Raw genomic sequence first — 14,424 nt, forward strand, 5'->3', positions numbered from 1 at the left:
ATGGCCTCCTATGTTTTCATTTATTTAACGGGCGGCGGCGCCGGACGGTCAATGACTTTCGATGTTGCGCTGCAGCACCCGCGCCCGTTTGCGCCGGCTGCCGCTGCATTCCCGCCGGGTGCGTTAAAATCGGCATCGCTCCGCAATCAACCAGGAAAAGCCATCGCTGCCATCGCCCTGCCACTGGAGAATTCGTTCGCCAGTCTGCCCCCCGACTTTTATACCCGGCTGATGCCGACGCCGCTGCCGGCGCCGTATCTCGTCGGTATCAGCGCACCGGCCGCGCGGCTGATCGGCCTCGATCCCGCGCAGGTGGACGACGACACCGTCGCCGTCCTGGCCGGCAGCCGCGTGCCCGAACGCGCGCAACCCGTGGCCGCCGTCTATTCGGGCCACCAGTTCGGCGTCTGGGCCGGCCAGCTGGGCGACGGCCGCGCCATGCTGCTGGGCGACGTCGCCACGGCGGAAGGCCCGATGGAGCTGCAGTGGAAAGGCGCCGGCATGACGCCCTACTCGCGCATGGGCGACGGCCGCGCGGTGCTGCGCTCGTCGATCCGCGAGTTCCTCTGCTCCGAAGCGATGCACGCGCTGGGCATTCCGACGACGCGGGCACTGTCCGTGGCGGGCTCCGACCAGGGCGTCGTGCGCGAGACGATCGAGACGGCGGCCGTTGTCATCCGCATGGCGCCCACGTTCATCCGCTTCGGCTCCTTCGAGCACTGGTTCCACCGTAACAACGAAGGCAATCTGCGCATCCTGGCCGATTACGTCATCGACCGTTTCTATCCGGCCCTGCGCGACGAGGACAACCCTTACGCGGCGCTGCTGGAGGAAGTCACGCGGCGAACGGCGCGCATGATCGCCCACTGGCAGTCGGTCGGCTTCATGCATGGCGTGATGAACACGGACAATATGTCGATCCTGGGCCAGACGCTGGACTACGGCCCGTTCGGCTTCATGGAAGCGTTCAACGCCCAGCATATCTGCAATCACAGCGACCATCAGGGCCGCTACTCGTATGCGATGCAGCCGCAGATCGGCCACTGGAACTGCTATGCGCTGGCCCAGGCGCTGGTGCCGCTGATCGGCGAAGTGGAAGAAACGCAGGCCGCGCTGGACGTCTACCAGGGCGAGTTCGCCACCACCGTGGACCGGCTGCTGCATGCGAAGCTGGGCCTGAATCAGCTGCCGGAGCAGGCGGATGCGGACCGCGCGCTGCTGGACAGCCTGTTCGGCATCCTGCAGGCCAACCACGCCGATTTCACGCTGTTCTTCCGCCGCCTGTCCGGCCTGCAAGCTGGTTCCAACGCCGGCGACGAGCCGCTGCGCGACCTGTTCATCGACCGCCCCGCGTTCGATGCGTGGGCGCAGCAGTACCGTACCCGCCTGCTGCTGGAAGGCAGTGTCGATGCCGAACGCAAGGCCGCGATGAATGCCGTCAATCCGAAATACGTGCTGCGTAACTACCTGGCGCAGGGCGCCATCGACAAGGCGCAGCAGAAGGACTTTTCCGAAGTGGCGCGGCTGCTGCAGGTATTGCAGAGCCCGTTCGACGAACAGCCGGAAAACGAACAATACGCCGCGCTGCCGCCCGACTGGGCGGCGGAGTTAGAAGTCAGCTGTTCTTCCTGAAACTTAAATCACCATGAGCGATCAAACCAATAAAGTTGTCAAACCGGATGCCGAATGGCGCAACCAGCTGGACCCGATCGAGTACCAGGTCACCCGTCACGCCGCCACCGAGCGGGCGTTCACCGGCAAATTCTGGGACCACCACGAAAAGGGTATTTATACGTGCGTGTGCTGCGATACGCCGCTGTTCCGCTCCGACGCCAAGTTCGATTCCGGATGCGGCTGGCCCAGCTATTTTGAAGCGCTGGACCCGGCCAACGTGATCGAGAAAGTGGACCGCAGCCATGGTATGCTGCGCACCGAAATTATTTGCGCCGTGTGCGATGCCCATCTGGGCCACGTATTCCCGGACGGCCCACCGCCGACGGGCCTGCGTTACTGCATCAATTCGGCGTCGCTGCGTTTTACTCCGGAAGACTGATAATAAACATGATGAAATTCCTGTTCGATATATTCCCGTTGCTGGTCTTTTTCGGCAGCTATCGCTGGGCCGGCGGCAACGAGGAAGCGGCGGCGGCCATGGTCAACGGCCACCTGTCCGGCATTATTTCCGGTGGCGCCATTCTGGCCAGCCAGGCGCCCATCATTATCGCCACCATTGCCGGCATCGTCGCCACGGCACTCCAGATCGCCTATCTGCTGCTGCGCGGGCGCAAGGTCGATGGCGCGCTGTGGGTATCGATGGTGGTGTTCCTGTTCTTCGGCGGCCTGACGATCTATTTCCATGACGACGATTTCATCAAATGGAAACCGACAATCATTTACTGGAGCTTTGCCGCGGCCATGATCGTCGCATCGCGTTTCTTCAACAAGAACCTGATTCGCGCGGCAATGGAGAAACAGATTGCGCTGCCGGATGAAGTCTGGAGCCGCCTGAATACGGTCTGGGTACTGTTCTGGGTCGCGCTGGGGCTGCTGAACCTGTTTGTGGCCTTCGTGCTGTTCAAGGCCGATACCAATGCGTGGGTCAGTTTCAAGGCATTCGGTGTTACCGGCCTGATGCTGGTGTTTTTCGTGGCACAGGGCTTTTATCTGTCGCGCCACATCAAGGATGAAGCATGAACGATCCCCGTCTCGACAAGATCCGCCAGCGCCTGGAAGCGGCGCTGGGACCCGCCGAAATCGTGCTGGACGACGAGTCGGCACTGCACGCGGGCCATGCCGGCGCCGCGTCCGGCGGTGGGCATTACCGCTTAAGTATATCCTCAGCGAAATTCGAAGGCCTGAACCTCGTCATGCGTCATCGTCTGGTGTATGATTCCGTGGCCGATATGATGCATAAAGAGATTCATGCATTGGCCATTACCGCGATGGCCCCGTCGGAACGGAACGCCGGCACGCCGTAACGCGTCAGGTTTTCGGGCGCCGGTCCTGTGGCTGTGCGCCCGCCGTGCTTTCAAAGAAGTATGAATGCTGCAGTTTAAATGCGTGTTGTGTTGGGAACCATCAAGAATTGAATAGTCGAGACATCTTCCGTGATTTAGTCCCTTCCCTGCCGCTTTTTGCTATCACTTTTCCCGTAGGAAATAATAATGACTTTTAAGCCAGCCCCGCTGCTGATTGCACTGCTCGCATCGCTCGCCGTCACCACGGCTCCGGCATACGCCCAAAACCTCGCTGTGGTCAACGGCAAGGCCATCCCGACCGCGCGCGTGGACGCGATCGTCAAGCAGGTCGTCGCGCAAGGCCAGCAGCAGGATTCGCCGCAGCTGCGGGACATGATCAAGAAAGACCTGATCAGCCGCGAAGTGCTGATGCAGGAAGCGGAAAAACAGGGTTACAGCAAGGATGCGGCCGTCAAGGCGCAGCTGGAGAACGCGCGCCAGGCCATCGTCGTCAACGCCATGGTGGCCGACTACATGAAGAAGAATCCGGTCAAGGATGCCGATGTCAAGGCCGAGTATGACCGCTTCGTCAAGGAAACGGGCGACAAGGAATACCACGTACGCCACATCCTCGTGGACACGGAAGCGCAGGCGAACGAGATCATCACCAAGCTCAAGGGCGGCGCCAAGTTCGAGGACCTCGCCAAGGGGTCGAAGGACGCGGGGTCGGCAAATAACGGCGGCGACCTGGACTGGGCAACCCCGTCCTCGTTCCCGCCCGTGTTCTCGGACGCGTTCGTGAAACTGCAGAAGGGCCAGGTCACCGACAAGCCGGTACAGACGCCAAACGGCTTCCACGTGATCAAGGTCGATGACGTGCGTGCCGCCAAGCTGCCGTCGCTGGAGGAAGTCAAGCCGCAGATCGAAGAGGCGCTGACCCAGAAGAAACTGCAGGCTTACCAGGAAGAGCTGGTCAAAAAGGCCAAGATTCAGTAAGGTACGCAGTCTGGTAGGTATTTCAGGTCCGGCGCCGGGCATCGCCAGCGCCGGGATGAACATGTGAAAGCACCCTGACGGGTTCGGTATCCCTTACGGATTCGACGACCCTTACGGTTCAGTATTTTTATAGGATGTGATAATGATTTTGAAGCCAGCCCGCCTGTTGTTAGCATTGATCGCCGTCGTCGCCGCTCCGGCGTTCGCCCAGAACGTCGCCACCGTCAACGGCAAGGCGATCCCTGCCTCCCGCCTGGACACCGTCGTCAAGCAGGTGACCGCCCAGGGCAAGCAGCCGGACAGCCCGCAGCTGCGCGAAGCCATCAAGAAAGACCTGATCGCCCGTGAAGTAATGGTGCAGGAAGCCGACAAACAGGGTTACAGCAACAAGCCTGACGTCAAGCAGGCCCTGGAAAACACGCGCCAGAGCATCGTCATCAACGCGATGCTGGCCGACTACGTCAAGAAGAACCCCGTCAAGGACGCCGAAGTCAAGGCCGAGTACGACAAGTACAAGGCATCCGTGGGCGACAAGGAATACCGCGCGCGCCACATCCTGGTCGGTACCGAGAAGGAAGCCACGGACATCATCGCCAAGCTGAAAGGCGGCGCCAAGTTCGAAGAGCTGGCCAAGCAGTCGAAGGACACGGGCTCGGCAGCCAACGGCGGCGACCTGGACTGGGCCAGCCCAAGCAACTTCGTCAAGCCGTTCTCCGACGCGATGATCGCGCTGAAGGATGGCCAGGTAACGGACAAGCCGGTGCAGTCGCAGTTCGGCTACCACGTCATCAAGCTGGAAGGCTCGCGCGCCGCCAAGGTGCCGGCGCTGGACGAAGTCAAGGGCCAGATCGAACAGGCCCTGACGCAGAAGAAGATCGCCGCCTACCGCGACGAGCTGGTCAAGAAAGCCAAGGTGCAGTAAGCCTGCGGCTTGCCATCAAAAAGCGCCCCGCGGGGCTAATGCCGTTCAGTTAAGGTAGCTTCTTGACCTTCCGGACGGCGTAACGCTTCGGCGTTGCCTTGACGGCCCGGTCGCATTTGCGGCCGGGCCGTTCGTCGTTCAGGAGGCTAACCAACCTTTCTCGTAGGTGCTTCATTGATGCAGGCAGTTTTCCGTACGACCTGGTGACCCCTGCCCAGTGCAGTTCAAACTGGATTAGGTGAAAAGCGCGGATGAAGCTTACCTCGGTCGGTTCACACTTGACGGCCAGTGCGGCTTTGGCGATTTCGAGCCGGATTAGGTTGTAAGCAATAAGAGTGCCCCAGATTTCCTGATATACCCCGTCCACGGTTTTCGAGCGCAGCGTCAGCGCTGTGCCGAGCATGGTCTGCTTGAGCTCCCGGTAACTCGTCTCAATTCCCCAGCGCTTGTCGTAGCAGAGGGCGATATCACTTGGCTTGTAGCGACGGCGGTCGCGTAGCGACGTCAGCAAGATGCGCTTGCGTGCTTGGGCGTCAACGACGGTGATTGCCCGCGCTTCCCAGAACTCGGGCAACTCTGGGCACTTGGCCCTGGCTTGGGGCGAGACGCGCATGCGCACCAGCATATCTTCGCTTTCGCCCTCGATTGCTTCCCACTTGGTATTCGATTTGGACGGGATGATGAAGTGCCGTTCAGCGCCGCTGCCTGTCAGGCCACATAAGATCTCGGCTGACAGGAAACCTCGATCGAAAACCGTCAGTGATTCATTCGGAATGGTGCCAAGCAGCTGCTTTGCATACAGCATTTCATTGGTCGAGTACGGCCCAAACACGGCGCTGTGTACCAAGTGCGTAGGGAGCGATGTCACGGTGACACCTCGCACCTGAGGATAGCTTGCGACCGTATCGCTCGCGTAGCTTTGCGCCCCGAAATGCTCGCGATTTTCCACCGTGTCGTGCGTACGCAAGGTTGTTCCGTCCATGGCGAACAACTGCAACCCCTTGAACAGATAGGCCTTCTTGTCCTGCGCAACCCAGTGCCTGGCCGAACGCTCGAATAGCCATTTCAAAGGTGCTTGTCCGACGCGTTGGCGGGCTTGTGCCGCAGCACTCTTGCTGACGAATGGCGTCTGTGAATCCGGTACCGCCAAACCAAGATCATCGAGCACTTCGCTGATGGATTTGTGCCTATACAAAGCCAGCGCGACCATCAGCCACACGACCTGCTCAGCGGGTAGACGCCGATGTCGGATACTGGCCGCCTCCGTGCTCAACACCGCCTGCTCGACCCATTCATACGGCAAATGCTCTCCCAGCCTCGCCCAATCAGGAGACTCGAGATGATTCGCTAGGAAATGCAGGGTGTCGTCGAACATGGCGACGAAGGTTAACAGTGATGCGGGGCGTTTACAACCGCAAAATAGAAATGCCGTTCAGTCTTAACTGAACGGCATTACCCCGCGGGGCGCTTTTTTTATTGCACATCGGGGTAAGGTCCGACGTTTGGACACGGGCCCAGCCTTGCGCGTTACGTTTGTCCGATTGTCGGACCTGCCCCCGGCCTTGCCTCCCGGCCTCCCTCTTTCGTCGGAGTTGCGGTCGCGTGCGCGCCGTGCCAGCATGGACGTCCACCTTTACGCCAGGAGACTGTCATGGCAAAGCTGAGCAAGATCACCCCCTGCCTGTGGTTCGACAGCGAAGCCGAAGAGGCCGCACAGTTCTACACGTCGGTGTTCCCGGATGGCCGCATCACCGGCACCTTGCGCTACAGCGAGGCGGGCCAGGAACACCACGGCCGCGCCCCAGGCTCCGTCATGACGGTCAGTTTCGAACTGGCCGGCCAGTCCGTCATCGCCCTCAATGGCGGCCCGGCCTTCAGATTCAACGAGGCGGTGTCGCTGATGATCCTGTGCGACACCCAGGAGGAGATCGACCACTACTGGACAACGCTGGGCGAAGGGGGCGACCCGACCGCGCAGATGTGCGGCTGGCTGAAGGACCGATACGGTCTGTCATGGCAGGTCGCGCCGGCGATGTTCCCGGAGCTATACGCGGACGAGAACTCCGCCGGTGCCCAGCGCGCCATGCTGGCGATGATGGGCATGAAAAAGCTCGATATCGCCGCGCTGCAGGCGGCGTTCAAGGGCGAGTAAGACGGAGTTCCTCAAGCGTTTCGACGCCACTTGCCGAGGGCTGGGGTCAGACCCTCCGGGTGACCCCGGAATTCCTCATGCGTTTCGACGGTATTTGCCAAGGGCTGGGTTCCTCAAGCGCCAGCCTGGCCCTGCTCCAGTGCCCGCCGCATGATACCCATCTGCCCCTGCAGCCACGCGCGGAACCGCCGGATCTTCGGCCGCTCGGCCTTGTGCGCGGCCACGACAAAACAGTAGCCGCGCGGGTACGGCACGCTGTTTGCCCGCATCAGGCGCAGGGCGCCTTTCTGGATATCGTCGTACGCGATCGAGTAGGCCACCAGACCGATGCCCTGCCCGGCCGCTGCGGCCTGCGTCAGCACGCCATAGTGGCTGAAACTGCGCGAGAAATCGTATGGTCCTTCCAGCGTGGCGTTGGCCTGCAGCAGGCGCGCCCAGTATTCTGTCGTGTCCTCGTACAGCAGCGGGAAGCGTCCCAGGTCGGCCAGGGTCAGCTCGGTTTCGCCAGGGCCCAGCAGCGCCGGGCTGTAGGCGACGACCATGCGTTCCTCGAACAGCACGGCCGGGTGGTCGCGCGTGACGCAGTGGCGAATCGCCACATCCACGTCTTCGCGCTCCACGTCGACGAGGCGGTCGCTGGAGTCGAGCCGGATGTCGAGCTCGGGGTGCAACTGGGTGAACTGGCCCAGCCGCGGCGCCAGCCATTTGAGCGCGAACGAATGCGTGGTCGAGATACGCAGCACGTGCTCGTCGTGCCCGCCGCGCAGCAGATCGACCTTTGCGCGCAGCTCGCGCAGCATCTGCGCCACCGTCACCGCCAGGTCCTGGCCCTTGTCCGTCAACGTGATATGGCGCGGGTGGCGCACGAACAGCGCAAAGCCGACCGATTCCTCCAGCTGCCTGACCTGCAGGCTGATGGCCGCAGGCGTCTTGTGCAGCTCCTGCGCGGCCAGCGTGAAGCTGCCCCAGCGCGCGGCGCAGTCGAAGTCGATCAGCCCCGACAGGCTGCGCAGCGGTCTATCCTGCATAAGCTTTCCTTGGGCTTCCCCGCATTATTTCTCGTTTGAGCGTCGTCAATGACAAGCGGACAATATAACTCACGCGGCCGATAAAAACACCGGCAGGTCCGCCCACTTCAAGGAGATCGACATGTCCAGCCCAACCTGCGCCGCCCCCGGCGCCCTCGGCAACCCCGGCAGCCAAACCGTTCGTGACCGACGTGGCCGCGGAAGTGCGCCGCATCTACGCGCACCTGGTCTTCGTGCGCTGAGACGTAAAAAAGCCGGGCAAGCCCGGCTTTCATTGCTCCCCTCGGCGTCAGCCGACGTGCATCAACCTACGTATTTGCGTGCGTTGCGGAACATCCGCATCCAAGGCGATTCCTCGCCCCACGACTCTGGCGCCCACGAGTTCTGCACCGTGCGGAACACGCGCTCGGCGTGCGGCATCAGCACCGTAAAGCGCCCGTCCGGCGTCGTCACCGACGTCAGCCCGCCCGGCGAGCCGTTCGGGTTGTACGGATAGGCCTCCGTCGCGTTGCCGTGGTTGTCGACGAAACGCATGGCAGCAATTGCCGTGGCGATGTCGCCCGTCTGGCTGAAGTCCGCGTAACCCTCGCCGTGGGCGATGGCGATCGGGCTCTGCGTGCCGGCCATCCCCTGGAAGAAGATCGACGGCGAATCCAGCACTTCGACCATGGCGAAGCGGGCCTCGAACTTCTCGGATTTATTCGTCGTGAACTTCGGCCATGCCTGCGCCCCCGGGATGATGGACTTCAGGTTGCTCATCATCTGGCAGCCGTTGCAAATGCCCAGGCCAAACGTGTCGGTGCGGGCGAAGAACTGCGCGAACTGGTCGGACAAGGCAGGATTGAACAGGATCGACTTGGCCCAGCCTTCGCCGGCGCCCAGCACGTCGCCGTACGAGAAGCCGCCCACGGCGATCACGCCCTGGAAGTCCGCCAGCTTTACACGGCCGGCAATCAGGTCGCTCATGTGCACGTCGATGGCGGCGAAGCCCGCCTGGTGCATGACCCATGCCGTCTCGATGTGCGAGTTGACGCCCTGCTCGCGCAGGATCGCCACCCGTGGGCGCGCGCCCGTCGCCAGGAACGGCGCCACGACGTTGTCCGCCAGGTCGAACGTGACCTTCGGCGTGATGCCGGGATCCGTTTCGTCCAGCACGCGGTCGTATTCCGCGTCCGCTGTGGCCGGGTTCTCGCGCATGCGCGAGATGCGCCAGCTCGTTTCGCTCCACAGGCGGTGCAGCGCGCTGCGCGCCTGCGTGTAAATCAGCTTGGCATCGCGGGTAAACTCGATCACGCCGCGGTCGTTTGGTTTGCCGATGATATGGCTGCAGGCGCCCAGGTTGAACGAGCGCAGCACGTCCATGACAGCCGACTTCTCTTCCGCCCGCACCTGGATGACGGCGCCCAGTTCCTCGGCAAACAGCGCGCGCAGCGTCAGCTCGTTGCGGCGCTCGGCCACCTGGCCTGCCCAGTTCTTGGCGTCGCCCCAGTCGGCCGCGTGCTCGCCTTCCAGGGTCAGCATGTCGAGGTTGATCGACAGGCCGGCGCGGCCGGCAAACGCCATTTCCGTCAGCGTGGCATATAGGCCGCCGTCCGAACGGTCGTGGTAGGCCAGCAGCTTGCCGTCCTTGTTCAGTTGCTGGATGGCGGCGAAGAACCCTTTCAGGTCTTCAGGATTGTCGACGTCCGGCGCCGCATTGCCCAGCTGGCCCAGCACCTGTGCCAGGATCGATGCACCCAGGCGGTTCTTGCCGCGACCCAGGTCGATCAGGATGACGGCCGTGTCGCCGGCGTCCATGCGGATCTGCGGCGTCAGCGATTTGCGCACATCATAGACGGGCGCGAAGCCGGAGACGATCAGCGAGACGGGCGAGACGACCGCCTTGGCTTCTCCGTCGTCGCTCCATGTCGTGCGCATCGACAGCGAATCCTTGCCGACCGGGATGCTGATGCCCAGCGCAGGGCACAGCTCCATGCCGACGGCTTTGACCGTGTCGAACAGCGCCGCGTCCTGGCCCGGCTGGCCGCAGGCCGCCATCCAGTTGGCCGACAGCTTGATGTCGGAGATGTCCGCGATCGGTGCCGCGGCCAGGTTGGTGATCGTTTCGCCGACGGCCATGCGGCCCGAAGCCGGTGCGTCGATGACGGCCAGCGGCGTACGCTCGCCCATCGCCATCGCCTCGCCCAGGTAGCCTTCGTACGACAGCGTGGTGACGGCGCAATCGGCCACCGGCACCTGCCATGGTCCCACCATCTGGTCGCGCACGGAAGTGCCGCCCACGGTGCGGTCCCCAATGGTGATCAGGAAGCTCTTGTCGCCAACCGTTGGCGACAGCAGCACGCGCTGCGCCGCGTCGACGAGGTCCACGCCGGTCAGGTCGATGGCCGGGAATTCGCGGGCCACGTGCGTGACGTCACGGTGCATCTTCGGCGGCTTGCCCAGCAGGACGTCCATCGGCATGTCCACGGGTGCGTCGTCCGATTCCGGATCGATCAGCTTGAGCTGCCGTTCCTCGGTGGCCGTGCCGACGACGGCGAACGGGCAGCGCTCGCGTTCGCACAGCGCGCGGAACGTGGCCAGGTCGTCCGGGGCGATGGCGAGAACATAGCGTTCCTGCGACTCGTTGCTCCAGATTTCCTTCGGCGCCAGGCCGGATTCCTCCAGCGGCACCTTGCGCAAATCAAAGATGGCGCCGCGCCTGGCGTCGTTGGTAATCTCGGGGAAGGCGTTCGACAGCCCGCCCGCGCCCACGTCGTGGATCGAGATGATGGGGTTTTTCTCTCCCATCTGCCAGCAGCCGTTGATGACTTCCTGGGCGCGCCGCTCCATTTCCGGATTACCGCGCTGGACCGAGTCGAAGTCCAGGTCGGCCGTATTGGTGCCCGTCGCCATCGACGACGCGGCCGAGCCGCCCATGCCGATGCGCATGCCCGGGCCGCCCAGCTGGATCAGCAGGCTGCCGACGGGGATGTCGTTCTTGTGCGTGTGCCGACCCGAGATATTGCCGATGCCGCCAGCGATCATGATCGGCTTGTGATAGCCGTACACGGCATGGCCGGCGTTCTGCTCGTAGCTGCGGAAGTAGCCGGCCAGCACGGGACGGCCGAATTCGTTGGAGAACGCGGCGCCGCCCAGCGGGCCGTCGATCATGATCTGCAGCGGCGAGGCGATGCGTTCCGGCTTGCCGTAGATTGTCGACGTATCCCGGCCGGCCAGCGGCGCAGTCACGTTCGCGGCATTCTCCCACGGCCGCACGGCGTCCGGCAGGTACAGGTTCGAGACGGTGAAGCCCGTCAGGCCGGCCTTGGGCTTGGCGCCGCGCCCCGTCGCGCCTTCGTCGCGGATCTCGCCGCCCGCGCCGGTGGAGGCGCCAGGGAACGGCGAAATGGCCGTCGGGTGGTTGTGCGTTTCCACCTTCATCAGCGTGTGGATCAGTTCATGCGACGCGCCATACTCGTGGCCCTCGCCGCGCGGGTAGAAGCGCGTCACTTCAGCGCCTTCCATGATCGACGAGTTGTCGGAATACGCGACGATCGTGCCCTTCGGCTGCTTCTCGTGCGTGTTCTTGATCATCTTGAACAGCGAGCGGTCCTGCGCCACGCCGTCGATGGTCCAGTCGGCGTTGAAGATCTTGTGGCGGCAGTGCTCCGAGTTCGCCTGGGCGAACATCATCAGCTCGACGTCGGTCGGGTTGCGCTGCGCGGCCGTGAAAGCGTCGTTCAGATAGTCGATCTCATCGATCGACATCGCCAGGCCCAGGTCCGCGTTGGCCTGCACCAGCGCGGCGCGGCCGGCCCCCAGCACGTCGATCGACTCCATCGGCTTGCCGACGAGGGTGCGGAACAGGTCCGCCGCCTGATCGGGGTGGCGCAGCACCGATTCGGTCATGCGGTCGTGCAGCAGGCTCGCGATGTCCTGCGCCTGCAGCGCGTCCAGCTTCTTCGCCGCGCCGATGCTGCTGCCCAGGATGCCGCCCTTGAGGATCACGCGATACGCCACGCCCCGCTCGACGCGGTGGATATGCGTCATGCCGCAGTTGTGCACGATGTCCGTGGCTTTCGATGCCCAGGGCGAGATCGTGCCGAAGCGCGGGATCACGATGAACTCTTCCACCACGCCGTCGCCGGCGTCGGCCTGGGCCGGTTCGCCATACGTCAGCAGGCCTTGCAGGCGTGCTTCGTCCTCGGCGCTGACGGGGGCGCCAGCGTCGACAAAGTGGACGTACCGGGCTTGCACGGCCGTCACGGCAGGCAGTACGGCTTGGAGTTGGGACAGGAGACGCTGGCTACGGAATGCGGACAGGGCGTTGGAGCCCGGGAGTATCAACATGGTTGGGAGCGAGTTGATGCAGCGAGGCTGCGGATTGAAAAGAAATGCACGAGATGGGGCACGGGATTCTGGCAAAGTCTTGCAGCAATCGGCCGGCAAACTTCAGCATGCAAACATAAGCCTGCAGACGTGAGTCGGGCGCTGCACAGGACCGACGATATTCCTTTTGCCGGCATTATACTCTTTTCAGTATTGTCTTCCCAGCCTTTCAAGGGCCTTGCAAGGGGCTTGCAAGGGGTGCGGATGCGACGGATGAGGTCGATTCACGTCGAAATGCGTTTGCGCCAGGGCAAGAATGCGCGTTTTCCGCTGGAAATAGCATATTCTTGGGGTAATCTCCTTGTCCGCCGTCCTCTATCCTTCGCAGCAACGTCCGCCATGCCCGAATTTAGCGATTTGTCCGTGCTCATCGTCGATCCCAGTCCCGGGATGCGGGGCAATCTGCACAATATGCTGAATGGTTCGGCGATCACGAAGATCGATTATGCGCTCGGCTCAGGCACGGCGATCCGGCAACTGGCAAAAAAGAGCTACGACATCATCCTGTGCGAATACGACCTCGACGGCGGGGGCGAGAACGGCCAGGACGGCCAGCAGCTGCTGGAAGACCTGCGTCACCACCGGCTGATCGCCGCGGACACGATCTTCATCATGCTCACCTCCGAAGGCACGGACACGAAGGTCATCGGCGCCGCCGAACTGACGCCTACCGACTACGTGCTCAAGCCGTTTACCGTCGACGCGCTGATGGGCCGCATTGGCCGCGCCGTCGACCGCCGCAACACGCTGCAGCCGGTGCACCGCTGCATCGCCGAGGGCAATCTGCGCGAGGCGTTGCGGCTGTGCGTCGTCGGACCGGATCGCAAGCCCCGCTACGCGACCGACTTTGCCCGGCTGCAGGCGGAGACCCACGGGGCACTGGACGAATGGCGCGAGGCGGAGGGCGTGTATCACACCGTGCTGGCCGTGCGCCCCACCACCGGCTGGGCACAGCTGGGCGTGACGCGCTGCCAGTTCGCACTGGGCCGTTACGACGACGCCCGCCTCATGCTGGAGCGGCTGATCGCGCTGTATCCGCGCTTCATGTCGGCCTATGATCTGCTGGCGCGCACGATGCAGGCGCTGGGCCAGGACATCCAGGCCAAGAAGGTGCTGGAAGATGCCGTGGCGATCTCGCCGCACATGGTGCGCCGGCTGCGCCACCTGGGCGAGCTGGCGTTCGCCACCGACGATGTCGGCGTCGCCGAGCGGGCCTTCCGCGCCGTCGTCGGCAAGGCCCGCTATTCGGAGTTCCGTTCGCCGGAGGACCACGTCAATCTGGTGCGCACGCTGGTGCGCAAGGGCGACGGCGCCGGCGCGGGCGGCGTGATACGGGACATGGAGCGTTCGCTGCGCGGCAGCGCCGAAGTGGAAACCTGCCGCGCGCTGTCGGCCGCGCTGGTGCTCGACCTGGCCGGCAGCGAGACGGCGGCGATGGCCGAACTGACGCGAGCGGCGGCGGCGGCGGCCGATGCGCCCAACCTGTCGAGCGCCCTGAGGATCGGCCTTGTCAACGCCTGCCTGCAGCACCGGCTCGACACCCAGGCGTCGGAACTGGTGCTGGACATGATGAACGACGGCGTCCGCGGCATCACGGCCGAACAAGCCGTCGACGTTTTTGAAAAGGCGGGGCGCCACGATCTGGCCGTCAGCGTCGGCCAGCGCGCCACGCAGCAGGTGGAGGAAGCGCTCAGCGACACGGCGGCCAAACTGGGTCAGGGGGAGCACCGCGCCGCCGTCATGGCCATCACCGCTGCCGTGCGGCGCGCGCCGCGCAACGTGCCGGTGCTGCTGACGGCGGTGCAGGCGATCCTGCGCCAGCTGGACGAACTGGGCTGGGAAGCGCCGCTGGCCGAGCAGGCGGCGCAGTTGATGGTGCGGCTGCGCAAGCTGGACCCGTCGAACGGCGCGCTGGAGCACCTGGCGCAGCAATACGGCGCGACCCAGCGCAAGTACGGTATTGCGGCCGCGGCCTGACGCCCTCACATGCCACGCAAGATT

Annotated in this window: 11 protein-coding genes; 8 read left to right on the forward strand and 3 right to left on the reverse strand. The window is 63.5% G+C overall.

The window, feature by feature from the left end; genetic code table 11:
• The first annotated feature begins 51 nt into the window (after window positions 1-51).
• The 6 genes from E1742_RS03075 to E1742_RS03100 all read left to right on the forward strand — a co-directional run bounded on the left by E1742_RS03075 (window position 52) and on the right by E1742_RS03100 (window position 4,875).
• Entirely contained in the window at window positions 52-1,632 is a 1,581-nt protein-coding gene (locus E1742_RS03075) for a protein adenylyltransferase SelO (protein ID WP_134383504.1), read from the forward strand.
• 13 nt (window positions 1,633-1,645) lie between these two features.
• Complete coding sequence (msrB, locus tag E1742_RS03080) at window positions 1,646-2,053, forward strand: peptide-methionine (R)-S-oxide reductase MsrB (protein WP_134383505.1); 408 nt, start codon at window positions 1,646-1,648, stop codon at window positions 2,051-2,053.
• Between the two features lie 8 nt (window positions 2,054-2,061).
• The gene (locus E1742_RS03085) at window positions 2,062-2,694 is read left to right on the forward strand and encodes a septation protein A (protein WP_307721905.1); all 633 of its coding nucleotides are present in this window, start codon (window positions 2,062-2,064) and stop codon (window positions 2,692-2,694) included.
• Window positions 2,691-2,978: a BolA family protein gene (locus E1742_RS03090; RefSeq protein WP_134383506.1), complete on the forward strand. Its 288-nt coding sequence runs from the start codon at window positions 2,691-2,693 to the stop codon at window positions 2,976-2,978. The genes E1742_RS03085 and E1742_RS03090 overlap by 4 nt, the downstream gene beginning before the upstream one ends.
• Window positions 2,979-3,164: 186 nt before the next feature.
• Complete coding sequence (locus tag E1742_RS03095) at window positions 3,165-3,953, forward strand: peptidylprolyl isomerase (protein ID WP_134383507.1); 789 nt, start codon at window positions 3,165-3,167, stop codon at window positions 3,951-3,953.
• Between the two features lie 142 nt (window positions 3,954-4,095).
• Entirely contained in the window at window positions 4,096-4,875 is a 780-nt protein-coding gene (locus tag E1742_RS03100) for a peptidylprolyl isomerase (protein ID WP_134383508.1), read from the forward strand.
• Between the two features lie 49 nt (window positions 4,876-4,924).
• On the opposite strand, the gene E1742_RS03105 is transcribed toward E1742_RS03100, so the two are convergent.
• Window positions 4,925-6,250 carry an IS4 family transposase gene (locus tag E1742_RS03105; protein ID WP_134383509.1) on the reverse strand — a complete coding sequence of 442 codons (1,326 nt, stop codon included), beginning with the start codon at window positions 6,248-6,250 and terminating at the stop codon, window positions 4,925-4,927.
• A 276-nt stretch (window positions 6,251-6,526) separates the two neighbouring features.
• On the opposite strand from E1742_RS03105, the gene E1742_RS03110 reads away from it, so the two are divergent.
• A complete protein-coding gene (locus tag E1742_RS03110) occupies window positions 6,527-7,027 on the forward strand; it encodes a VOC family protein (RefSeq protein WP_134383510.1) in 501 nt (166 codons plus the stop codon).
• Window positions 7,028-7,140: 113 nt separating this feature from the next.
• On the opposite strand, the gene E1742_RS03115 is transcribed toward E1742_RS03110, so the two are convergent.
• Both E1742_RS03115 and purL read right to left on the reverse strand, forming a co-directional pair.
• The gene (locus tag E1742_RS03115) at window positions 7,141-8,055 is read right to left on the reverse strand and encodes a LysR substrate-binding domain-containing protein (protein ID WP_134383511.1); all 915 of its coding nucleotides are present in this window, start codon (window positions 8,053-8,055) and stop codon (window positions 7,141-7,143) included.
• Window positions 8,056-8,358: 303 nt separating this feature from the next.
• The gene (gene purL, locus E1742_RS03120; protein ID WP_134383512.1) at window positions 8,359-12,384 is read right to left on the reverse strand and encodes a phosphoribosylformylglycinamidine synthase; all 4,026 of its coding nucleotides are present in this window, start codon (window positions 12,382-12,384) and stop codon (window positions 8,359-8,361) included.
• A 378-nt stretch (window positions 12,385-12,762) separates the two neighbouring features.
• Here purL and E1742_RS03125 point away from each other — a divergent pair, with 378 nt between their 5' ends.
• A complete protein-coding gene (locus E1742_RS03125) occupies window positions 12,763-14,400 on the forward strand; it encodes a tetratricopeptide repeat-containing response regulator (RefSeq protein WP_134383513.1) in 1,638 nt (545 codons plus the stop codon).
• Window positions 14,401-14,424: the final 24 nt, after the last annotated feature.

Source organism: Pseudoduganella plicata (genome assembly GCF_004421005.1).
Classification (GTDB): domain Bacteria; phylum Pseudomonadota; class Gammaproteobacteria; order Burkholderiales; family Burkholderiaceae_D; genus Rugamonas; species Rugamonas plicata.